At 53.9% G+C, this 23,411-nt stretch carries 25 protein-coding genes; 22 read left to right on the top strand and 3 right to left on the bottom strand.

Features of this window, described 5'->3' with window-relative positions; all coding sequences use genetic code 11:
* The first annotated feature begins 25 nt into the window (after positions 1-25).
* The 10 genes from A2273_00800 (at position 26) to A2273_00755 (ending at position 8,692) form a co-directional block, all read left to right on the top strand.
* Positions 26-1,024, top strand: coding sequence for a hypothetical protein (locus tag A2273_00800; protein OGF06779.1), 999 nt, complete (start codon positions 26-28; stop codon positions 1,022-1,024).
* 136 nt (positions 1,025-1,160) lie between these two features.
* Entirely contained in the window at positions 1,161-1,703 is a 543-nt protein-coding gene (locus tag A2273_00795) for a hypothetical protein (GenBank protein ID OGF06778.1), read from the top strand.
* 3 nt (positions 1,704-1,706) lie between these two features.
* Positions 1,707-2,453, top strand: coding sequence for a hypothetical protein (locus tag A2273_00790; protein ID OGF06777.1), 747 nt, complete (start codon positions 1,707-1,709; stop codon positions 2,451-2,453).
* A 10-nt stretch (positions 2,454-2,463) separates the two neighbouring features.
* Positions 2,464-3,267 (top strand): hypothetical protein, encoded by an 804-nt coding sequence (locus A2273_00785; protein ID OGF06776.1) that lies wholly within the window; start codon positions 2,464-2,466, stop codon positions 3,265-3,267.
* Complete coding sequence (locus tag A2273_00780; protein ID OGF06775.1) at positions 3,267-4,031, top strand: hypothetical protein; 765 nt, start codon at positions 3,267-3,269, stop codon at positions 4,029-4,031. Before A2273_00785 ends, A2273_00780 begins: the two co-directional genes overlap by 1 nt.
* Before the next feature lie 187 nt (positions 4,032-4,218).
* Positions 4,219-5,130 carry a hypothetical protein gene (locus tag A2273_00775; protein ID OGF06774.1) on the top strand — a complete coding sequence of 304 codons (912 nt, stop codon included), beginning with the start codon at positions 4,219-4,221 and terminating at the stop codon, positions 5,128-5,130.
* A complete protein-coding gene (locus A2273_00770; protein OGF06773.1) occupies positions 5,127-6,149 on the top strand; it encodes a hypothetical protein in 1,023 nt (340 codons plus the stop codon). The genes A2273_00775 and A2273_00770 overlap by 4 nt, the downstream gene beginning before the upstream one ends.
* Positions 6,133-6,813: a hypothetical protein gene (locus A2273_00765; protein ID OGF06772.1), complete on the top strand. Its 681-nt coding sequence runs from the start codon at positions 6,133-6,135 to the stop codon at positions 6,811-6,813. The genes A2273_00770 and A2273_00765 overlap by 17 nt, the downstream gene beginning before the upstream one ends.
* Entirely contained in the window at positions 6,797-7,516 is a 720-nt protein-coding gene (locus tag A2273_00760) for a hypothetical protein (GenBank protein OGF06771.1), read from the top strand. The genes A2273_00765 and A2273_00760 overlap by 17 nt, the downstream gene beginning before the upstream one ends.
* Before the next feature lie 9 nt (positions 7,517-7,525).
* Positions 7,526-8,692 carry a hypothetical protein gene (locus tag A2273_00755; GenBank protein OGF06770.1) on the top strand — a complete coding sequence of 389 codons (1,167 nt, stop codon included), beginning with the start codon at positions 7,526-7,528 and terminating at the stop codon, positions 8,690-8,692.
* A gap of 8 nt (positions 8,693-8,700) precedes the next feature.
* Here A2273_00755 and A2273_00750 read toward each other — a convergent pair whose 3' ends face one another.
* The gene (locus A2273_00750) at positions 8,701-9,645 is read right to left on the bottom strand and encodes a hypothetical protein (protein ID OGF06769.1); all 945 of its coding nucleotides are present in this window, start codon (positions 9,643-9,645) and stop codon (positions 8,701-8,703) included.
* A gap of 208 nt (positions 9,646-9,853) precedes the next feature.
* Here A2273_00750 and valS point away from each other — a divergent pair, with 208 nt between their 5' ends.
* On the top strand, positions 9,854-12,484 hold the full coding sequence (valS, locus tag A2273_00745; protein ID OGF06768.1) for a valine--tRNA ligase: 2,631 nt from the start codon (positions 9,854-9,856) through the stop codon (positions 12,482-12,484).
* Positions 12,485-12,499: 15 nt separating this feature from the next.
* Complete coding sequence (locus A2273_00740; GenBank protein ID OGF06767.1) at positions 12,500-14,107, top strand: hypothetical protein; 1,608 nt, start codon at positions 12,500-12,502, stop codon at positions 14,105-14,107.
* A gap of 71 nt (positions 14,108-14,178) precedes the next feature.
* On the opposite strand, the gene A2273_00735 is transcribed toward A2273_00740, so the two are convergent.
* Positions 14,179-14,820: a hypothetical protein gene (locus A2273_00735; protein ID OGF06766.1), complete on the bottom strand. Its 642-nt coding sequence runs from the start codon at positions 14,818-14,820 to the stop codon at positions 14,179-14,181.
* Positions 14,821-15,022: 202 nt separating this feature from the next.
* Between A2273_00735 and A2273_00730 the strand changes: the two genes are divergently transcribed.
* From A2273_00730 to A2273_00705, 6 genes are all read left to right on the top strand, one after another.
* Positions 15,023-15,316 carry a hypothetical protein gene (locus A2273_00730; protein ID OGF06765.1) on the top strand — a complete coding sequence of 98 codons (294 nt, stop codon included), beginning with the start codon at positions 15,023-15,025 and terminating at the stop codon, positions 15,314-15,316.
* 83 nt (positions 15,317-15,399) lie between these two features.
* Complete coding sequence (locus tag A2273_00725; protein ID OGF06764.1) at positions 15,400-16,119, top strand: pyridoxine 5'-phosphate synthase; 720 nt, start codon at positions 15,400-15,402, stop codon at positions 16,117-16,119.
* 2 nt (positions 16,120-16,121) lie between these two features.
* Complete coding sequence (locus A2273_00720; protein OGF06763.1) at positions 16,122-17,078, top strand: hypothetical protein; 957 nt, start codon at positions 16,122-16,124, stop codon at positions 17,076-17,078.
* A 194-nt stretch (positions 17,079-17,272) separates the two neighbouring features.
* Positions 17,273-17,455 carry a 50S ribosomal protein L32 gene (locus tag A2273_00715; protein ID OGF06762.1) on the top strand — a complete coding sequence of 61 codons (183 nt, stop codon included), beginning with the start codon at positions 17,273-17,275 and terminating at the stop codon, positions 17,453-17,455.
* Between the two features lie 188 nt (positions 17,456-17,643).
* On the top strand, positions 17,644-18,663 hold the full coding sequence (locus A2273_00710; GenBank protein ID OGF06955.1) for a hypothetical protein: 1,020 nt from the start codon (positions 17,644-17,646) through the stop codon (positions 18,661-18,663).
* The gene (locus A2273_00705) at positions 18,660-19,640 is read left to right on the top strand and encodes a 3-oxoacyl-ACP synthase (GenBank protein OGF06761.1); all 981 of its coding nucleotides are present in this window, start codon (positions 18,660-18,662) and stop codon (positions 19,638-19,640) included. Before A2273_00710 ends, A2273_00705 begins: the two co-directional genes overlap by 4 nt.
* A 464-nt stretch (positions 19,641-20,104) precedes the next feature.
* Here the strand turns inward: A2273_00705 and A2273_00700 are convergent, their stop codons facing one another.
* Positions 20,105-20,296, bottom strand: a complete 192-nt coding sequence (locus A2273_00700) for a hypothetical protein (GenBank protein ID OGF06760.1) — start codon at positions 20,294-20,296, stop codon at positions 20,105-20,107.
* Between the two features lie 324 nt (positions 20,297-20,620).
* Here A2273_00700 and A2273_00695 point away from each other — a divergent pair, with 324 nt between their 5' ends.
* From A2273_00695 to A2273_00680, 4 genes are all read left to right on the top strand, one after another.
* Entirely contained in the window at positions 20,621-21,556 is a 936-nt protein-coding gene (locus A2273_00695) for a [acyl-carrier-protein] S-malonyltransferase (protein OGF06759.1), read from the top strand.
* A 6-nt stretch (positions 21,557-21,562) separates the two neighbouring features.
* Positions 21,563-22,123 carry a hypothetical protein gene (locus A2273_00690; protein ID OGF06758.1) on the top strand — a complete coding sequence of 187 codons (561 nt, stop codon included), beginning with the start codon at positions 21,563-21,565 and terminating at the stop codon, positions 22,121-22,123.
* Between the two features lie 26 nt (positions 22,124-22,149).
* Positions 22,150-22,890 (top strand): 3-oxoacyl-[acyl-carrier-protein] reductase, encoded by a 741-nt coding sequence (locus A2273_00685; protein ID OGF06954.1) that lies wholly within the window; start codon positions 22,150-22,152, stop codon positions 22,888-22,890.
* Positions 22,891-23,111: 221 nt separating this feature from the next.
* A complete protein-coding gene (locus A2273_00680; protein ID OGF06757.1) occupies positions 23,112-23,351 on the top strand; it encodes an acyl carrier protein in 240 nt (79 codons plus the stop codon).
* The last annotated feature ends 60 nt before the right edge of the window (positions 23,352-23,411 follow it).

Genomic DNA, 23,411 nt, shown 5'->3' with positions numbered 1-23,411 from the left:
GAAAAAATCTTTAATTGGTGTTGAAATGAAAAGGATCGTTTTAATTGCCCTGTTTATATGGGGTGCCGGCAGCATGGATTCCCGGGCCGAAAACTATGGGGGGGAATTCCTCAATCTGCCGGTGGGGGCAAAAGCCATGGGCATGGGGGGGGCCTTCGGGCCGGTGGCCGATGACGCCAGCGCCTTATACTGGAATCCGGCCGGACTGGGCAGGCTGAAGTCTCCCGAGATAATGCTGGCGCACACGGTGTTGTTTGCCAACTTGGCCAGCCATGACTATCTGGCCCTGGTCTGGCCAATGAACAGTAAAATAACAGTCGGAGCCGGCTGGATCAGGCTGGGCGTGGACGATATCCCCAGGTTTTCATACACCGTGGGGACCCCTTCGACCGGATCTTTCGGCGATAACGAAAACGCCTTCTATTCCTCGGCCGGCGCTTCATTCGACAAGATCACCTTTGGCAAGCCTTGGAAAATTTATCCCGGCGGCAGCATCAAGTTCATCTATAACAAATTGGATGACAGGCAGGCAACCGGGCTGGGGGTGGATGCCGGCGTCTTAATAGACATCAATCTGGCGGAATGGTTCATCCGCCGGGCCGAATCCCGGCCTTTGATGGGCATGCTGCCGGTAGCGGTTGAGAATTCAAATCTGGGATTGTTATCCCTGAGCGCCGTGGCCCAGGATGTCGGAGGCACCAGCATAGCCTGGAATACGGTCAAGCAGCACAACGACGTTCGTCCGGCAATATATAAAATGGGCCTGGCCTATCGACAGCCGGTGAACATCTTAAGAAGTGCGGTAACGATCTCCTGGGAGGGATCAACCGAAGATTATCAAAAGGGAAGACTGGGAACAGAACTTAGATACAGGAATATACTGGCTTTTCGGGCCGGACGGGAGCAATCCCAGACTACCTTCGGGGCCGGAGTATCGATCTGGCGGTTCGATGTTGATTACGCCTATAACAGCCATGATCTGGGCAACACCCACCGGATGGGAGGAAGTTATAAGGTGAGGTAACTGCGGCTATGATCTGCTATCATTTTGCGCAAGCGAGGCGGATAATTATTCCACCTCGCTTTGCTTTGAAAATATTTCTTGCCTGATGTTAAAATATAGGTTATCATACTGTTAAATGCAATTGCAGAGGGGGCGCATGTCCGTAAAAACTGTGTTCATGGACCGGGACGGGACCATCAATGTTGACACCAATTATGTCAATTCCCCCCAACAGTTAAGTTTGCTTCCAAACTCCGGCCGGGCCGTTAAGCTGCTCAATCAGAAAAAATATAAAGTTGTGGTGGTCAGCAACCAGTCGGGGGTGGCCCGGGGATACCTGACCCTTAAAACACTGGGCGCCATTCACCGGAAATTACGGCAGCTGCTCAAGAGGGAGGGGGCGGTCTTGGATGCCATCTATTATTGTCCTTACCATCCTGACGAAAAGGCCCCCTGCCGCAAGCCTGATATCGGGATGGCCCGGCAGGCGGAAAAAGAGCTGAAGATCAGCCTCCAGGGATCATACATGATCGGCGACAGCCGGGCCGATATCGAATTCGGGAACAATATCGGGGCCAAGACCATACTGGTGCTTACCGGCCAGTCCAGGGGAAACGAACCCTGGCTGCAAAAATACAGGATCGACTGCGTAGCGGACGATCTGTTGGGGGCGGCCCTATGGATAACGAACGACGGATGACAGATGAATAAAATCACCGCCATAATAATCGCCAGGAACGAAGAACAGAACATTGCCCGGTCCATCGGCAGCCTTAACGGCTTCTCGGAGGTCATAGTCATGGACTCCGGCAGCACCGACCGGACAGTGGAGATGGCGCGTTCTATGGGGGCCGCAGTATATCAGACCGACTGGCCGGGCTATGCCAGGCAACGGCAGCGGTCTTTGCAAAAGGCGAAAAACTCCTGGGTGCTTTTCCTGGACGCCGATGAGGCGCTGGATGACCCACTGAATCGGGAGATGTTAAACCTGGACCTGGCCGGCCCGGTCAGGGGATATTTCCTCAAAAGAAACAACTATTTTCTCGGCAAAATGATCAGACATTCCCGGTGGGGCAATGATTGGCAACTCAGGCTGTTCCAAAAAGACTCGGCCAGCATCCCGGAGGTCGATATCCATGAAGGAGTGTTAATAAACGGTCCGACGGGGAGGCTGGTCGCAGGCTGCATAAAACACCATACGGTTCAGAATCTATTCCGGTATTTGGAGAAAATCAATGAATACACCTCCCTGGAGGCCAAACAGAAGAACCGGGAGGGCCGCCGGTTTTCAGCCCTTAGATTGTTGTGGGAGCCCCTGGCGGAGTTTTGGAAACTGTATGTTGTTCTGCAGGGTTGGCGCGAGGGGGTCCGGGGATTGGCCATAGCCGGCCTGTCGGCCTTGGGCCGTTTTGTGGTGATGGCCAAGATCAGGGAGGCCGGAAGTGGATAAAATTTCGGTTATGCTCAACACCTACAATGGCGGGCAGAAGCTGGCCAAATGTTTGGAATCGGCCCAATGGGCCGATGAGATAGTGGTGATAGATTCCGGCAGCACCGATGGTTCGGTCGAGCTTATCAAAAAGCATACTGACAAGTATTTTTATAATAATTGGCCCGGCTATTTGGCCCAGCGGGAATTCGGCATGCAACGCTGCTCCGGGGAATGGATATTGATACTGGACCAGGACGAGTATATAACAGAGCAGTTGAGGGATAAATTATTGCACATCTGCCGCAACCCCGAGATCTATCGGGGATATAATGCCGGGTGGATAAGACGTATCGAGCATTTCTGGGGCCGGCAGATAAGATACGGCAACTACAATCCCAGCTCTCAGCCCCGCCTGGCCCGCCATGGTCAGTGCCGCTGGACCGGGTTTGCCCACACTTGGATGGAGGTGGAGGGCGGGGAGAAACGAATAATTAGGATCAAAGAGCCCCTATGGCACGATGCCTATAACACGCCTTTTGATTATTTCAACAAGATAAACCGCTATTCCGAACTGGACGTGGAGGAGCGCCTGCCCAAAGGATACCACCCCAGCCTGGCCCGGGTAATATTTTCCCCCTTGGGAATGTGGTGGAAATGCTACATTGTCCACCAGGGATACAGGGACGGGGCTCACGGATATATGAATGCCACCTCCATGATGGTCTACTGGTTCTTCCGGCTTTCCAAGGCCTGGCACCGCCGGTGGCTGGAGAAGAACCGGCCCGATACCTGGGAAGAGTATCAACGGAAGACGGGCCGGGGGGGTAGATAATGAGAATATCGGCGACGGTGATCACTAAAAATGAGGAAGGCAATATTGAACGGTGCCTCTCGGCGCTGGATTTCGCCGATGAGATAGTGGTGGTGGATGCCGAAAGTACCGATCGAACAGTGGAGCTGGCCAGGAAATATACGGAGCGGGTCTATAGCAACCCCTGGCCGGGCCATATCCAGCAGAAAAATCATGCCATAGAGCTGGCGCAGGGCGAATGGATCCTTTCCATAGATGCCGATGAGGTGATCACCCCGGAGCTGAGACAGGAGATCCTGGCTGTCAAGAAAGATCGTGATCAGGCCATAGACGGTTATTATCTCCCCCGCCGATCCAATTTTATCGGCCGGTGGATAACCCACTGTGGATGGTCCCCCGATCACCATCTACGATTGTTCCTGAAGAGCAAAGGGCGGTTTGGCGGGATGAACCCGCACGATATAGTTGTTTTGAAGGGAGCTACGGAATATTTCAGGCACCCCATGCTGCATTACACCTATCCATCATTAGAGATATACATATCCAGACTGAACAGCTACACCACCATTGCCGCCAAAGAACTGAAGAGCCGGGGAAAAATATTCAAGCTGCGCCATATAATGCTGTCGCCCCTGGCCACTTTTTTAAAAATGTATATATTCAAGGCTGGGTTCCGGGACGGATGGGAGGGATTCATGCTATGCGTCCTTTCATCCTATTACGTGCTGGTCAAATACCTCAAACTTTGGGAACTGGACCTGGGGGAGGTCAAGAGTGAAAATTAACATCGTACATGTCTGTAGCTCGGCTTCCTGGGGCGGAATGGAGATGGTTGTCGGCCGATTAGCATATCTGCAAAAAAACGACGGACACACAGTAATGGTGGTTACTGGTAAAGATACTCCACTGTCCACAAGGTGCAGGGATCTGGGCATTGATAACCAACCGATCCTGGCCGATAGCTCTTTTGGCTTGAGCGGCTGGTATCGTTTTTTAAAGTTTGTAAAAAAGACCGAGCCCGATGTAATTCATGTACACTACTCAAAGGACCTCAACCTGGCGGTGCCGGTCAAACAGTTGACCGGGGGGAAGATGGTTTTTACCAAGCATTTGGGATCCTATATCAACAAAAAGGATCCCTGGCATAGGTTCATATACCGGGGGGTTGACCGGGCTACGGCCATCTCCCGGCTGATCAAGGACAACCTTGTCGCAACCACTCCGCTTCCCGAGGGAAAAGTTGATATCGTCTATTTGGGCACTGATACGTCCAGATTCATCCCGGATCTGATTCGGAGAAAGGCGGTTCGAGACGAACTGGAGATATCCAGCGATGCAATTCTTATCGGCATGATGGGCCGGATATCCTATGGCAAGGGATATGAGGATTTCATCCAAATGGCCCAGGCCCTGTCCGGTAGGAATGTTGAGTTCCTGTTTATCGGCGGTCATAGCCGGAACGAGGACCGATACGGGGATAAAATAGAAACGGAGATCAGGGATAAACTGGGCCCCAGGGCCCATATGACCGGATTCAAAGATGACCGGGAAAGATACCTGCAGGCCCTGGATGTGTTCGTCTTTCCATCATATGCCGAATCCTTCGGCCTGACCCTGACCGAGGCCATGGCCTGCGGGCTGCCCTGCGTGGCCTACGGCAAGGACGGCGTCCTGGACATAATAGACGACAGGAAAGACGGCCTGCTGGCAGAAGTAAGGAATATCAATGATCTGACTGGCCAGGTAAGCCTTTTGTTCGATGACCAGGCCATGAGGATCCGGCTGGGCCGGGCCGGTCGGGAGAAAGTGATCAATGACTTTTCGGACTCTCAAATGTTGCAGGGTTTTGAACGGGCCTATAAAATAGCACTGGGCGAACAATGAATCTTAAGGCTGATAATATCTTGGTTCTCAGGATGAGCGGCGTGGGGGATGTTTTGTGGACCACCCCATTTTTGGCCAACCTTAGAATTGGCTATCCATCAGCCCATATCTCATATGTTGTCAGGGAGTTCTGTGCCCCGGTGCTGTATAATAATCGTGATGTTGACGAGATCATCGTATTTAAAAAAGACAAATTATTTAAGCAGTTCTCATTTTTGAGAAACCTGCGATCGGCCGGGTTCGATCTGACCATCGACCTGGTGGGGACACCCAGGACGGCCATTCAATCAGTAATCTCCGGGGCCGGGAACAGGATCGGCTTCGATTTCGGATACCGGAGGCACTTTTACAACCACCTGTTAAATGCCAGGGCCGCAAACTACGGCCATGAAGTGGAGTTCAACCTTGCAGTATTGGAATATCTGGGAATCCCGGCATCACGGAACGATCTGGTTTTCAACCTGACGGAGGAGGAGGAGGAGAATTACCGGCAGGATATTTACCGGTCTTTGGCTTTGGACGGAGGCCGGGTTATCGGCTTGATCCCAACCGGTGGTTGGGCCTGCAAACGTTGGCCGATCGATAATTATATCGCTGTGGCCAAAACGCTGTCATCCAATCCAAGAAATAAAATTCTGGTATTTTGGGGGACCCCCTCGGAAAAGACCGATGCCAAAATGATTTTATCGGCCAGCCCCTTATCAAAGCTGATCCCCAAGACCAGCCTGCGGCAGATGGCGGCATTGCTGGCCGGCTGTGACCTGATAATCGGCAATGATTCCGGCCCTCTGCATATAGCCACCGCCTTCAAGATCCCGGTGATCTCTTTTTACGGGCCGACCGTTCCCAGGAGCCAGGGGCCATGGGGACAGGGGCATGTGGTGCTTCAGGACAAGCGGCTGGGATGCCTGGGGTGCAACCGGATGGACTGCCGGGACCCCAAATGTATGGCCGGGATCCCTCCCGACAGGGTCATAAAAGAAGCGGAAAGATTGTTGGACCATGCCGGAAAAAATTAGGCCGTCCATCGGCAAAATCGAGGGGATGCTTGGCCGGCGTTACGGACACCCACCTTGGACCGCTTCCCGCCCGCTGATGGATGTCTTGGTGGAGACCATATTGTCCCAAAATACCAGCGACAGCAACAGCCACCGGGCCTTCCTGGCCTTGAAGAAAAAATACCCCGGATGGGAGGCCCTGGCCGGCGCCCAGACCGGCAGCATAGCCCGGACCATCAGGTCCGGAGGGCTGGAAAATATCAAATCGCGAAGGATCAAGGATCTGGTATCTTTCATCCTTGGGAAACGGGGTAAGGCTGGGCTGGAATTCCTGAAGAAGATGCCGCGGGAGGCGGCCTATCGGTACCTGCTGGCGATCAAGGGGGTGGGTCCCAAAACCGCCGCCTGCACCCTGCTGTTCGGGGCCGGGATCCCGGTCTATCCGGTGGATACCCATATCTACCGGGTTTCCAGCCGGCTGGGCTGGGTGAAAAGGAAAGAGGACCGGGAAAGTTTCCAGGAGCGGTTCCGCAAACTGGTCCCGGACAAGATGGTCTACCCCCTGCATCTCAATCTGATCGAGCATGGCAGAAGGATCTGCCATCCCCGGAAACCGGAATGTCTCGATTGCTGTTTGAACAAGGCCTGTAACTGGAAGGAGAAACCCCATGAAAGTGTTCATTAACGTCGGCCTGATGGGCCTGTTGGCCTCGATTCTGATCCTGGGTTGCAATGCCCAGCCCAAGAGGGCCGATTTTCAGGCCCAGAAACCGGTAGTGATAAACATCCTGGCGGACAGCTCCATGCCATCAATGGCCAAGGATTCCGTCAAACCGGCGGAGAAACCCGATTCGCTTAAATACGGCTTTCAGATAAAATTTACCGGCCAGGGCGAGTTCCATTTCTATGATGAGGATGACCGGCATACCGGGCCGGCCACCCCCGAGGAATACCTGCCCACCGTGGAGACTCTTCTGAAGCAACCCAGCCTGCACCAACAGGAGAGGGCCGGGCTGGAGAATATCAAAGCCAAGATAACCCGCACCGGAAGCGCCGCCGAGTTCGCCACCACCCGGATGATACCGAATCTCTATTACCAGATGAACCGCGACGGCAACTTGACGGCGGAATTCAAGGGGGCGGGCGAGATCACCTTGCGCATAAGGCCCGGCGACGGCGGCCCCATCAAAATATCCCTGAAAATATGGAACGACAAGACGATGAAGAGCGCCGTCTATGATGTCCCCCAGGGCGTCGGCCGGAGCGGGCAGCTGGCGGTATCGGCCTTGATGGACGATTTTGTGATATCCTGGGATGTCAACGGCGACGGCAGGGACGACCGGGAACTGGAACCCCAGAAACTTGACAGCGCGGCGGTGGCAGACTAAGCGAGGAATATGTCAAGGCTGATTGCCCATGTGGATATGGACTGCTTTTATGCGGCGGTCGAAGTGCTGGATGATCCGGCTTTAAGGGGCCAGCCGGTGATAGTGGGGGCCGATCCTCAGGGGGGCAAGGGGCGCGGCGTGGTGTCGGCGGCGTCATATGAGGCCAGGAAATTCGGGGTGCATTCGGCCATGCCGGTCTCCCGGGCCTTTGCGCTGTGCCCCAAAGGGATCTTTCTGCCGGGACGGATGGGACGATACTCCGAAATATCCGATAAAATCATGGGAATACTGAAAGGCTTCACTCCGCAGATCGAGCAGATCTCGGTGGATGAAGCCTTTTTGGATCTGACCGGTTGCCAGAGGCTTTTCGGGGGGCCCTTGGAGATCGCCCGGAAGATAAAGGGGGCCATCAAGGGTCAATTATCCCTTACCGCCTCGGTCGGCATGGGGTCCAATAAATTGGTGGCCAAGATCGCCTCCGACCTTGAGAAACCGGACGGGCTGGTGATTGTGCCCGAAGGCGGAGAGAGGGATTTTTTGTCCCCGATGCCGGCGGGGAAACTATGGGGCGTCGGACCAAAGACGACGGAACGATTGAAACAGATGGGCGTCATAACCATCGGCCAGCTGGCCGGATTTGATCCCAAGCGGCTGGAGGCTGTGTTCGGCAGAATGGGTGACTACCTCCATGAACGGGCCAACGGCATTGACGGCGATCCCGTCAGCCAGGGAGATCAGGTCAAGTCCATGGGGCGGGAGCACACTTACGACGAGGATACCGGTAGCAAAGAAGATATCCATAGAACGCTGTTGTCCCTTTCCGAGCAGGTGGCCGCTTCCCTGAGGGCCGAAGGGGTAAAAGGAAGGACCATCACCCTCAAACTCAGATATCAAGACTTCGAGACCCATACCTACGGACGGACTCTAGAAGCTTCAGTTGACAACGCCATCGAGATCAATGCCATAGCCCGAATGCTTTTCGACAAGAACTGGCAGACTTTCCGAAAGATCAGGCTGATAGGCGTATCGGCCTCCAATCTGAATCAGGGGGAGGACCAACTGGGCTTGTTCGACGATCCCAAAAATAAGATCAAGAATGAGGAACTGGACAAGGCGGTGGATAAGATAAGGGGGAGATACGGCAGGAAAGCCGTCAAACGGGCGGGGGAGATGTAGGTTAACGGTCATTTGGCAAAATATCTATAGGCCAAGATCGCCGCCCCGACAGCACCGGCTACGGGACCGAGCTTGGCCGTTCTTATTTTCAAGCCCTTGGCATTATAAGGCATCGCCCTTTTATTCATCTCCTGCCTGGCCGGGTCGATCAAAAGATTTCCAGCCTGGATCACTCCGCCGCCCAGCACTATCACCTGGGGATTGAAGATGTTGGCAATACTGGCCAGGGCGACACCCAGTATCTTCCCGGTTTCGGCCAAGGTCTTGACTGCGGCCGGTTGGTTTTTTCTAGCCATCAGGGCTATCTGCGCAACGGTGAGGCTTTTGGTTTTGGTGGTTTTGTCGATTCTATGATATCTTGCTAATATTGCATCGGTGCCGATCATCGCCTCCAGGCAGCCGTGATTGCCGCATTTGCATAAAGGACCGTCCATCTTGATAGTCATGTGCCCCAATTCCCCCGCCCCGCCATGGGCTCCGGTCACCAGCCGGCCGTTGATCATTATTCCCCCGCCCACTCCGGTGCCGATGGCCAGCCCCACCACCTCCGAATGACCTTTGGCCGCCCCAATAGCGTATTCGGCGGCCACCAGGCAGTTGACGTCATTCTCTATCAGGATCGGCAGGCCGCATCCCGGCATCTGGTCTCTGATCAATTTGAGCAGGGGAACCGATCCCTGCCAGCCGGGAAGATTGGGGGAATTGCGAACCACGCCATTCTCCACCAGCCCGGCCGATCCGATTCCCAGGGCGGTTATTTTGTGCCGGGATCCTTTGGCGGCATCCAGATCGTCTTTGATCGAAGAAACGATGTTGTCGACCACCCGGGAGACGCCCGATCCGGCCTGGGTCGGTATCTGCTTGCGGGTGATGATCTTATTGAGGGCAGGGTCGAACAGGACAGATTTGATGTTGGTCCCGCCCAGGTCCAGCCCCAGAATTGCCTTTCTCATGATCTCCCAATCCACTGTATTCCCCAAAGGGTATCATAATCCCACAATAATATCAAGCAGATATTGCCTGACCGGAGGCGGCCTTTTTAACTTGACTTGAAGATTTTATTTAAGGTAAAATGACGGGTGGCCTGAAATTCAGCCTTGCCGAAAAACCTGGTATTGTAACATTACCGGGGTTCACATATCAAAACAGAGATGGGATCGTATGGGAAAGATACCTGAAAAATACCAATTCGACCAAATAGAAAAAAAGCTGATGCAGCGCTGGCTGGATGAGAAGATATACCACTGGGACGAAAACCGCGGAAGGCAGGAGACCTTTGTGGTGGATACTCCGCCGCCCACGGTAAGCGGTTCTCTGCATGTGGGGTCGGCCTTCGGATATATTCAGCAGGATGTGATCGTCCGCCAGAGAAGGATGAAGGGACTTAACATTTTCTATCCCATGGGCTGGGATGACAACGGCCTTCCCACCGAGCGCCGGGTGCAGAACTTCTACAATGTCCGATGCAACACCCATCTGCCTTACCAGTCCGGCTTCAAACCAAAAAATGATAAGAAATCGCGTCCCGAGGAGATCAACCGGGATAATTTCATCGAGCTGTGCCACAATGTCACCGAAGAGGACGAAAAGGTCTTCAAACAGCTGTGGCAACATTTGGGCCTGTCCATCGACTGGCAGCTGGAATACGCCACCATCGACGATCTCTGCCGGAAAACATCGCAATTATCCTTCGCCAAACTTTTCAAGGATGGGCATGTCTACTCCATGTTCGCACCGCATCTGTGGGATGTGGATTTCCAGACCGCGGTATCCCAGGCCGAGGTGGAGGATCGGAACATGCCGGGCTTCTTTCACAATATTAGGTTCGGGGTGGAGGGTGATCCGGCAGGCTCATCACAAGCGGCATCATTTGTCATCGCCACCACCAGGCCGGAACTGCTGGCCTCCTGCGTGGCGGTGATCGCCCATCCCGATGATGAACGGTACAAGGCGTTGTTCGGCAAAAAAGCGGTCACCCCGCTGTTCCGTGTCCCGGTGCCGATCATTGCCAACGACAAGGCCGATCCCGAGAAGGGCACCGGGATCCTGATGGTCTGTACCTTCGGCGATGTCATGGATGTCGAGTGGTGGCGCCAGTACAAACTCCCACTGAGACAGACCATAGGCCGCAACGGCCGGATGATGCCGGTTCAGTTCGGCACCCAGGGTTGGGAGAGCCTGACTGCGGACCAAGCCAATGAATTCTACGGACAGATCTCCGGCAAGAACATCAAACAGGCGCAGGCAGCAGTAGTTCAGATGTTGAGAACCTCCGAAGCTGAAGCCTTGCCGGGACTGGGGGCACCATTGACCGAGGAGCCAAAACCAATCGAGCATCCGGTAAAGATGTACGAGAGGGGCGAACGCCCTCTGGAGATAATTCCCACCCGCCAGTGGTACATCCGGATCATGGACAAGAAGGAGGCCCTGATAGATCAGGGCAACAAGATCCAATGGCATCCCGATTTCATGAAGGTCCGCTACCAGAACTGGGTGCAGGGCTTGAATCAGGATTGGTGCGTCAGCCGCCAGAGGTATTTCGGGGTGCCGTTTCCGGTCTGGTACCAGCTGGATCCAGAAGGCAATCCCGATTACGAGAATCCCATTCTGGCCGATGAAAAAATGCTGCCCACCGATCCTCAGTCGCATCCCGCCCCGGGATTCGATGAAAGCCGGAGGGGCAAGCCCAACGGCTTCACCGGCGACCCCGATGTGATGGACACTTGGGCCACCAGTTCCATGACCCCCCAGATCGCCAGCCACTGGGCGCTTGGTGACGGAAGGCACCAAAAGGTCTTTCCCATGGACATCCGGCCGCAGGGGCCGGAGATCATCCGGACCTGGGCCTTCTATACCATTGTCAAGGCCTATCTTCATGAGAACCAGATACCCTGGCATAACGTGCTGGTAAACGGCTGGATATTGGACCCCGATCGAAAGAAAATGTCCAAGAGCGTAGGCAATGTGATCACGCCGGAGCACCTGCTTCAACAATATTCTTCAGATGGCGTCCGGTACTGGTCGGCCAAGGCCCGTCTGGGGGTCGATACCGCTTATGACGAGGCTTTGTTTGCCAACGGCAAACGGCTGGTCACCAAGCTGTACAACGCTTCCAAATTCGTAACCGGACATTTATTGAACCAGAACCTTGCCTTGCTTACTTCCGATAAGATCACCGAGGAACTGGACCGCAGTTTTCTTGATCACTTGCTGCAGGTTGTCAGCAAAGCAGGAAGACATTTCGATAATTTCGAATATGCCGATGCCCTGCAGTACACCGAATCGTTCTTCTGGGAGAAGTTCTGTGATAATTATCTGGAGCTGGTCAAGGTCCGGGCCTATCAGGAGGAGATGACCCCGGGAAAGATCTCGGCCCTGGCCACCCTGAAAGTCACCCTGTCTGTATTGCTGAGGCTGTTCGCTCCGTTCATTCCCTTCTTCACCGAGGAGGCCTGGAGCTGGATGTTCGCGACGGAATCCGGAAAACAGAGTTCGATCCACGCTTCGGCCTGGCCGTCCGAAACCGAGTTCAAGGACATTGCTCCGTCAGCGGAGGGAGATCCCTTCGGCGCGGCCATGGAGGTCTTAAGCGTGGTCCGCAAGGCCAAGAGCGAGGCCAAGGTCAGCGTCAAAACGCCGCTGAAGAGTCTAACAATATCAGGGGACGAGGGGGATATAAAGGTCATAAAACTGATCTGGAACGATCTGATGCAGACGGCCGGGGCCCGGGATGCCGAAACCTCCGTTGCCAAACCGGAAGCCAGCAGATTCGAGATCAAAGCGGAACTCTAACTATAAAGGAGTAAAATGAAAAAGGCGTTGCTGGTCGTTGGACTATGTCTTTTATTGACCGGCTTGGCCATGGGCGGGACACAAAAGACCACCATTTCGGTGATGGACCTCAATACCTCTTCGGGACTTTCGCAGAAGGAGCTGTCCCTGCTGACCGACAAGCTGCTGAACAGCCTGGTGGAATACCGGGTTTACGACGTGGTGGAAAGATCTAAAAGAGATGAAATACTAAAAGAACAGGGCTTCCAGATGACCGGGGCCTGCAGCGAAGCCTCCTGCCTGGTGGAGGTCGGACAACTGCTGGGGGCCCAGAAGATGATCGGCGGCACCATCGGCAAACTGGGCACTATCTATGTGGTCGAATTGCGAATGATAGACATCCAGACCGGGGGCATAGACCTGTCGTTTTCCCGCAATTACGGAAAGATCGCCGACCTGCTGACCGCCATGAAGGAAGCGGCCGAGATATTCTCCTCCTGGAAACCGGGGGCCGGCCAATCATCCAAACCGGGCGGGCTTTTTGTGGTCACCGAGCCCGATGGGGCCAAGATACTGGTGGACGGACAGGAACAAACCAGGCTGACCCCAAACCTGATATACCCGCTGTCCGAGGGATTGCACCAGATCTCACTGATAAAGGAGGGCTACAGCCTGTTCTCCACCAGCCGGCTGGTAAGCATCGGGAAAGTGGATACCATCAACGCCCCGCTGATGAGCCTGGCCGGCAAACTTAAGATCAAGACCGATCCGGCCGGGGCCAAGCTATTCCTGAACAAGAAATACCAGGGGATCGTTACTGAACAAGGCATAACCATAGATGACCTGACGGATTCGCTGTATAAAATAAAAGCCACCAAGTGGGGGTATAAAACATATAATGCAAAATTGACCCCCACTCCCGGCCGGGAGACCAAGATAGAAGCCAGAATGCCACTCCGGCGATGGAAGATTAACTTTTGTTCGTTCGATTTTGTGAAGAACCTCGTCTCCAGTACCGAGGATGTTGCCACATTCGACTCTTATAGCGCCACTACCCAGACCATGTCTGTCACTGAAGATGATTTCGTGGGCAGCGGATTGGGAGGCGGGGCGGGAGTGGGCTTTGCCCTCAACCGCAATGTCACCCTGGGACTGATGTACCAGTTCCGGATCTATCCGAATGCGATAAGAAAGAACTTCTCGTCCGACTGGTATTCGACCACGATGCAGTCCGAGGACCTGGAAATAAATTTCACCTCCCACACCCCGCTGATCAATCTGGCGGTGGCGGTACCCTGGGGACGGTTGGAACCCTACGGCGAGATCAGGTATGGGACCATCAGCTTCTCGGCCAAGGCCGACGGAGAATATGAGATCCAGTATATGTCCCGGCCGTCGGTGGACAGCGCCTATACCATCGACAGCACTATTACCAGAACAATCGACGATAAGGTAGTATACCGGACCCTTCAGGTCGGCGGCGGCTTTTTGTTCTGGCTGAAGCCGGACCGGGAGGCCCTGAGGGTCTATTGGATGTACTCCAAAGATAGTTTTGAGGATTTCTCCCTTCCCGAATCCCAACAGGAGATCGATCTGAAAGTTTCGGGCCTGCAGTTCGGCTGCGGCTTTACGGTTCATTTTTAATACATTGTAAACCGGACAACAGAAAAGCCCCGACGAGTTCATCATCGGGGCTTTGATAATATGGCGGAACATTACTCCGCAACAGCCAGTCTTTGTCCGGAATTTAACAGACTTTTGGAAAGCCATCTGAATACGGCGGCCAGGCCGTTAAAGATATGCAGCGAAAACAAGCCCAACCCCAGTCCGATGGCTGTCAAACTGAGGGCCTGAGACATGGTGCTGATGGCTCCCCAGGGCAGTTCATAATCCACGAATCTGTATATGAATGGAGCGATTATCAGAACTCCGGAAACGCTGGCCAGGGTGGCGGTAACGATAAAGGAGACAATGCCTAACGGCGCCTTCAATAACAGATAAACCAACCCCTTCCAGGTATATTTGCTGGAGAGCCGGGAGGTGATCCAATTCCAGAAGCCGTTGGCTTCGGTCCACCTAAGCGGCCGGTCGGCCTGGACGGCCTCTTTTAAAAGCCATCTGGCCTGAAACCCCTCAAACCGGGCGAAGATCCTCCAGGAGAACATGGTCAGCAGCAGGAAAGGCAGGCCGATAAATATGTAAAGCAGGCCCAGGCCGATGGAGAATCCGGTGATCAGATATGCAAAATAGAAGATCCCCAGGGGAAAGGCCAGCAAAAGGTACAGAATATTAAGATACGAACCGGGCTTTAAACCGACGCCCAGGATGTTTTTCAAGCCCGTTGACAGGTCCTTCATGATGGTCTCCTTTTTATTGATATTCACCTTAAATTACGGATTGCCGGGCTAAAAGTTACATATTATTTTAAACTCACCGGAAAGATACCTCAACAAGTAAACAGCCTTCTTGCTTCCTGGTTCGGCTTCTATAAACCGAAGCCTTATCTCTTGACAAAAGGCCTTAAAATTTGTATACTTACCAATCTAATTAAAGGACATTATGGCAAAGAAAATTTATAGAAGGCCGGCCGCCAAACAGGAGGCGATCAGCAAGGGATCCGCCCCGGAGACCCCCATCGGCTTTACCAGGGTAAATTATGTTTTGTTCGCCGCCGCTGCCGGGCTGATCCTGTTGGGCTTCCTGTTCCTTTCCAGTCCCACATTTGGCGGCGGTTTCCCGTTCGTTCATCCCTTTAAGGGCGGGGTCAACGGATGGCTTACCATGAACGCGGCCCCGGTGCTGCTGGTGCTGGGATACTGCGTGGTGATCCCGATCGCGATCATAAAGAAATAATTCTATATAATAAAATTTAGGACCACGGTCTAGCGGATGCAGTAAAAATCTGCAAAGGCTCCTACCGTGGTTTATTGTTGGGTATGGAAAGAATAAGACTGGGCGTAAATATCGATCATGTGGCCACCCTGAGGCAGGCCAGAAGGTCCCTTCAGCCGGACCCGGTCTGGGCCGCGGCCGTGGCCACCCTGGCCGGGGCCGACGGCATAACGGTGCATCTGCGCTCCGACCGCCGCCATATCCAGGACCGGGACGTCCAGCTGCTTCGCCAGACGGTCAACACCCATCTCAACGTGGAATTGGCGGCCGATGACGAAATGGTCGGCATGATGGTCAATATCAAGCCCGATGCGGTGTGCCTGGTGCCGGAGAATCCCGACGAGATAACCACCGAGGGCGGGCTGGACCTGCAAAAGGCCGGTGACCGGGTGGCTAGGGCCGCCAGACAGCTGAAGGCGGCCGGGGTATCGGTGACCTGCTTCATCGAGCCGGATGACAAACAGGTCAAACTGGCCCGAAAACTGGGGGCCGATTCAATAGAGATCAACACCAACGCTTTTTCCCAGGCCCGGGGGGATCGGATACAAAAGGAGACCGCCCGGGTGGCCCAGGCCGCCAAGCTGGCCCAAAAACTGGGTCTGAAAGTGCACGCCGGGCACGGGCTTAATTATTTTAATCTGCTTCCCGTGGTTGGAATCCCTCAGATAACCGAACTGAACATCGGGCATGCCATCATCGCCCAAGCGGTGCTGGTGGGGCTGGATAGGGCGGTTCGCGACATGAAAGCGCTTTTGGAAAGGTAGCCATGCCTGCTGGCAGCATCAAGAAAAGAATCGCCGATAAAAAGATCGGGGTCCTGATGGGCGGCCGTTCCGGGGAGAGGGAGGTGTCCCTGCGCTCCGGCAGGAATGTTCTGGCCGCCCTGAAACGGCAGGGATTCAAAGCGGTGGGCATCGATGTGGGAACCGATGTGGCCAAAAAGCTGGCGGCCCAAAAGATAGAGCTGGCCTTCATCATCCTGCACGGCCGGTACGGCGAGGATGGCACCATTCAGGGGCTTCTGGAGATGATGGACATTCCCTACACCGGGTCGGGGGTGCTGGCTTCGGCCCTGGCCATGCACAAGGGCTACAGCAAAAAAATATTCAAGGAGCAGGGGATCCCCACCCCGGAATTTTTATGGATCGACCGGGGCGATGACCCGGCCCGGTCCGCCCAACAGGCCCAGGAGGAACTGGGACTGCCGCTGATAATAAAGCCGCTGGAGGAGGGCTCTTCTATCGGGGTTTCCATCGTCAAGAACCACCGGGAGGCCGTGTCGGGTTTCAAGAAGCTGCACCGCAAGTACGGCGGGCTGATAGCCGAGCGGTTCATATCCGGCATGAATATCACCACCGGCATTCTGGGCAACGGCCAAAAAGCCAAAGCCCTGCCGATCCTGGAGCTGGTTCCCAAAAACGAATTCTACGATTTCCAGGCCAAATACACCAAGGGGATGACCGAGTTCATCATACCGGCCCGCCTGCCGGGCAGCCTGTACCGCCGGGCCCAGGAGACGGCTTTGGCCGCCCATCATACGTTGGGCTGTCACGGCTGGTCCCGGGTGGATGCCATAGTGGACCGGGCTGGGACCCCGTACATTTTGGAGGTTAACACCCTGCCGGGGATGACCGACCTGTCCGACCTTCCGGCCGAGGCCAAAGTGGCCGGGATCAGCTATGATGAGGTGGTGCTGACCATCTTAAACAGCGCAAAAATCTAAATTACAGGCACCAAATCCTTTGCGAAACATACCACTGAAACACGGAACTATCGAAAATATTCAAAAACCTTAAACCCCATCTTATCCATTAGTATCATTCCGAAAATTCAGTGTTTCCGCGGTTAAAAATACTTTTGCAGAAATCCCATACCGTAAAAATAACCATCACATAAAGACATTAGGAGGAAACCAACATGCCAGTCCCCAAGAGAAAACATTCCAATTCGCGCACCGGGAAACGCCGGGCCAACTGGAAGCTGACCGCCCCCAACCTGGTGAAGTGCTCCCACTGCCACCAGTCGCGGATGCCGCACCGGGCCTGCCCCTACTGCGGATACTACGGCGGCCGGGAGATCGTCAGCATCAAAGAAGTTTAATTTTTTATTAAAATAAAATGGTACCCAAGGCTAAAAATACCGGGGCCAGGCCGGCGGATCCCGGGTATTCCCCTGACAAACGGAACCGCGGCAAAAAGGCCAAGGAGATAACCACCGGCGGCAAGCTGGGGCTGGAGAACCTGCCGGAGGGAGGTTCTGCCGGTCCGGTAAGGATCGTGGTGGATGCCATGGGCGGCGACAACGGGGTGGTGCCCAACATCCTGGGGGCCATCGAGGCCGCCAAGATAGGCCGGGGCAAATTTCAGGTGATACTGGTAGGCGATACGGTGGCCATCAAGACCGAGCTGGCCGCTGGCATCGGAGAACAGGAGTACCAGGAGGAGGATCTGGAGAAATACGGGGTGAAGCTGGTGCATGCCTCCCAGAGCATAGGTATGCACGAAACCCCCACCGAGGCCCTCCGCAGCAAGCGCGATTCCTCCATCTCGGTCGGCCTGCGCCTGCAGAAGAAGGGGGAGGCCGAGGGTTTCATCTCGGCCGGGAACACCGGAGCGGTGATGGGTGCCTCGCTTTTTGAACTGGGGCGGATCGAGGGGGTCTCCCGCCCGGCCATCGCCACCTTCATGCCCACCGAGCTGGGCGGCTGCATCGTGGTGGATGCCGGAGCCAACCCCGACTGCAAACCCCACTATCTGCTGCAGTTCGGCATGATGGGTTCTTCGTTCGCTCATTACGTCTTCGAGAAGCCCGACCCCAAGGTGGGGCTGCTTTCGGTGGGCGAGGAGTCCACCAAGGGTGACGAGCTGACGGTCAAATCCCACCAGCTGTTGGCAGAGAGCGGTTTGAATTTCATCGGCAACATCGAGGGCAAGGACATCCTAAAGGGCACCGCCGACGTGGTGGTCTGCGACGGGTTCGTGGGCAACGTCATCCTTAAATTTGCCGAGAGCGTGGTCCGGATGTTCTACGGTTCCATCAAACGGTACGTCTATACCAATATCTTCGGCAAGATCGGGGCCCTGCTGTTGAAGCCCGCCCTGAGGAAATTTGCCAAGGACCTGGATTATGAGGAATACGGAGGGGCCCCGCTGCTGGGGGTCAACGGGGTGTGCATCATCTGCCACGGCCGTTCCACCGCCAAGGCCATCAAGAACGCCGTTCTGGTGGCCCACCGCTGCGTCTCCCACCGGGTGAACGACCATATCAAGCACCAACTTTCCAATTATGCAAAGGAAGTTAAAAAATGAAATATGCGGCCATTCTGGGGACCGGGCATTTCGTCCCCGAGAAGATATTGACCAACGCCGATCTGGAGAAGATCGTCGAAACCACCGATGAATGGATAACCCAGCGCAGCGGCATCAAGGAACGGCATATCTCGGATGAGAAAACGCCCACCTCAAAATTATGCATCGAGGCGGCCCGGCGGGCGCTGGAAGCGGCCGGAATAAAACCCGAGGAGCTGGATTTTATCATCATCGGGACCATCACCCCCGACATGATGTTTCCCTCCACCGCCTGCATCGTCCAGGCCGCCCTGGGCGCCAAGAATGCCGCGGCCTTCGATCTGTCGGCCGGCTGCACCGGGTTCATCTACGGGCTGGAGCTGGCCCGCTCCCTGATAACGGCCGACCCCAGAAGAAAGATACTGGTGATCGGGGCCGAGGAACTGACCAAGATCACCGATTGGACCGACCGCGGCACCTGCGTACTGTTCGGGGACGGGGCCGGAGCGGCGGTGCTGGGTGCGGTGGATGAGGACCGGGGGATCCTGGGAACCTACCTGGGGGCCGACGGCAACCTGGGAGATTTGCTCTACATGCCCGGCGGCGGCTCGCTGAATCCGGCCAGCCACCAAACGGTGGATGAGAAAATGCACGTGGTAAAGATGGCCGGCAACAAGGTGTTTCCCCATGCCGTCCGCAACATGCTGGAAGCTTCGATGAAAGCCATGGAGAGCGCCGGGATCACCAAGGATCAGCTGAATCTGCTGATACCGCACCAGGCCAATATCCGCATCATCGAGGCCATCGCCGAGCGGCTGGGGGCCGGAGCGGATACGGTCTATGTCAACATTCAGAAATACGGCAACACTTCGGCGGCCTCCATTCCCATCGCATTGGACGAGGCGGTGCGGGAGGGCCGGATCAAAAAGGGCGACCTGGTGATGCTGGTGGCCTTCGGGGCCGGATTCACCTGGGGAGCGGTGCTGATACGGTGGTAATCTACGCATGGAGCTTCAATAGGGTATACAGTAGACAGTATTCGGTATCCGGTAGACAGTTAAGTGTCACTCTGAGAAGACCGACCTGCTCGACAAGTCGAATGAGTGAGTTTGGAATCCAGAAGGCCGGTCATTGCGAGGAGACATCGGTGCGGGACTGACGAAGCAATCCAAATATGCTGATGTAGGAGATAAACGATGCGCAATTTTATTAATTTTTGCCTTCTTCTTTCTTCTGTGTTTATTTTTACAATCGGTTGCAGCAAGGATAATCCTGTAATTTATGGTAGTACAAATTTATATAAAGTAGGCGTATACGTTGCGGCAAAAGACAGCACGGCAAGTGATGAGATATTTTATAATTTCCGGAAACTATTATTGCCTTGCTTAGTAAATAAAATAGATGACATACCTTGTGCTACTAATAAACAATTTTTAGAGTGGTCTATAAATCATAAGGTTGATTATGTAGCTGTTTTGACGACTTGTGTGGTATCCGATACTTCGACCTTGGTTATTTGGTTAAGAGAAAGAACGGGTTTTGATTGGAAAGATAAGTTTTGTACAGCAATCCCTGTTTCAAACGGCAATTTTATAGCTTCTCTTGATACTGCTGCAAAACTAATGAACACTTTTATGTCATGCAGTTTGGCCATAGGCACAACGGATACAGCTAGAGCAATCGAGATATCTCCGGAACTTATACGTATAGCGCCATTGGATTATTCCGGCCCAGATACAGGCTGTGTGTATTTACAAGGTAAAGTAACTTTTAATGGTTTGGTTGATGAGGTGGTAATTGCAAAATCGTCAGGTTCTATCAGCTTGGATAGTGCGGCATTGAATTGTTTTTATGGCTATCTATTTACTCCGGCTATAGCTGTTGATAAAAGGCCGGTTGAAGTGTGGGTAATGGTCCCGGTGCGTTATCCTTAAGAAAAATCTGCGAAAATCTGCGTCCCATTAACTTGAGAGGAAATATGTCCAAATTAGCTTTTATATTCCCCGGACAGGGCGCCCAGTACGTGGGCATGGGCAAGGACCTTTACGACAACCATCCCATGGCCAAGGAGACCTACGAGAAGGCCAACGAGGCCTTAAAGTTCGACATCACCAAGATCTGCTTCGAGAGCACCCCGGCCGAATTGCGGATGACCCACAACGCACAGCCGGCCATCCTGATCCACTCCATTGCCGCCTTCCGGCTGATGGAGAAGGAGGGCATCAAATTCGATTATACCGCCGGGCACAGCCTGGGCGAGTATTCCGCCCTGGTGGCCGCCGGGGCCGTAGCCTTTGAGGACGCAGTCAGATTAGTACGCATCCGCGGTTCGCTGATGGCCATCTCTGGCGACATCCAGCCCGGCACCATGGCGGCCATCATCGGGCTGGAGCCCAGGGAGGTGGAAAATATCTGCCACCAGGCCCGGGAGGCCGGCATCGTGGAGGCCGCCAATTTCAACTCGGCCGAGCAGACGGTGATCTCCGGCGAGGTCAGGGCCATAGAGAAGGCCATGGAGCTGGCCAAGGCCAAGGGGGCCAAGCGGGCGGTACAATTGGAGGTCTCCGGGGCCTTTCATTCGGAGTTGATGGACATCGCCCAGTACGGCATGAGACGGGCGCTCAATCAGATCACGATAAAAGAGCCGGCCTGCCCGGTGATCGCCAACGTCTCGGCCGAGCCGGTGCACAGCCCGGCCACCATCAAAGAGCTTTTGATCGAGCAGGTGAAGAAGCCGGTGCGCTGGGAGGAATCAGTTAAAAAGATGGCCGAGCTGGGCGTGACCACCATGATCGAGTGCGGCCCCGGCCGGGTGTTGAAGGGGCTTATCAAACGTATTGCTCCTGAGGTCAACGTGCTAAACGTGGAGGATAGCAAGACTTTGGCGGAGACGATGGAAGCGTTGAAGAAGTAGATAGGTATGGACGTTTTAACTTTTATAGTTGAAATAATCAAGGCTATCATTTGGCCGGTGACCATTGTATTGTTATTTTTCACTTTTAAAGAGAAAATTGCTAATCTATTACAGTATCTTCAAAAATTAAAATATAAGGATTTTGAGTTGGAGTTTCAACAATCAATGAAAGAATTGGTTAATGAAACAGCAAATGCAAAATTACCTATACCTTCTCAAGGGGAAGACGAAAAAAAGAATCAGGTACTTGCTCTTATTGATTTATCCCCGCGAAGTGCAATACTAGAAGCATGGCTGGAGGTAGAGAGTGCAGCAGCAGAGTCATTGGTAGGTGTGAATAAAGTATTTTATGAACATACATATATATCGCCTTTACAATTGTCGGGATTTCTCGTAAGGTCAGAAATTTTAGATGATAAGAAAGCTGCGATATTTGGTAAACTCCGTAATTTAAGAAACATGGCGGTTCATTCCCCCGATATTAAATTTCCAATTAATGAAGTTCGTGAATATATAGATCTGGCATTTTCTTTATCAAAATATATTAGAGATAAAAATTACAAATAAACTTAATAACATACCAAATGTATAACATGCAGTTAAAAGATAAAAACGCCATCGTAACCGGATCGGCCCAGGGGATAGGGAAATCCATCGCCCTGGCGCTGGCCAAGGCCGGGGCCAACATTGTGGTCAGCGATGTCAACATCGAAGAGGCCGAGAAGACCGCCAAAGAAATTGAGGCTTTAGGCAGAAAGGCACTAGCTGTCAAGTGCAATGTGGCCGATGCCAATGAGGTCAGTGAACTTGTTAAGAAAACGCAAGAGACATTTGACACTATTGACATTTTGGTCAATAATGCGGGCGTTACCAGGGATAACCTGATGATGCGGATGGAGGAAAAGGACTGGGACCTGGTGCTGGATGTCAACCTCAAAGGTGCCTTTCTGCTGACCAAGGCCGTCTCCCGGATCATGATGAAACAGCGCCAGGGCCGGATAGTCAACATGTCGTCGGTCATCGGCGTGATGGGCAATGCCGGGCAGTCCAACTACGCGGCCAGCAAGGGCGGACTGATCGCCTTCACCAAATCCACCGCCAAGGAGTTCGCCTCGCGCAACATCACCTGCAACGCCATCGCCCCGGGCTTTATCGAAACCGCCATGACCGCCAAACTGACAGAGGAGGTCAAGGAGAACTACAAGAAGGGCATTCCTCTGGGCCGGATGGGCAGCGTGGACGACGTGGCTAACGCGGTGATGTTTTTGGTCTCGGAGCAGGCCTCTTATATAACAGGCCAGGTGCTGCACGTGGACGGTGGTTTGGTGATGTGAGACCCAGGGGAATCTGTCACCACTTCGAAAGATTAAGTATGTGGTTGTCTCAGTGCAGGCTCTGAGAATACTTTCGAACGTGGCTGGCCGTAGGGTGACGATGTGCGGTCATACTTCAACCTGTCTGGCGGGATGTCGTTCTCAGTATGACAATCAGAATTATTCAAGAAAAACCCAATAACCAATTATTACATTAATAATCAAAAGGAGGTGAAACAACAATGGCAGTAATCGACGATGTCAAAAAGATCGTTATCGATCGTTTGGGAGTTGAGGCTTCGCAGGTGACCATGGAGGCTTCTTTCATCGAGGATCTGGGTGCCGATTCACTGGACACAGTGGAGCTGGTGATGGCCCTGGAGGAGAAGTTCGGGATGGAGATCCCGGATGACGAGGCCGAGAAGCTGACCACAGTAGGCGGCGCGGTCGGGTATATCGAAAAGAAGATGGCCGAGAAATAGAGCAAAGCCGTCATACTGAATAAAAACGGGGGCGTCTGAAAAAAGGCGCCTCCGTTCCCG

It is taken from the genome of Candidatus Edwardsbacteria bacterium RifOxyA12_full_54_48 (assembly GCA_001777915.1).
Lineage (GTDB): Bacteria > Edwardsbacteria > AC1 > AC1 > EtOH8 > UBA2226.
This window is presented reverse-complemented; position numbering and strand designations above follow the sequence as displayed.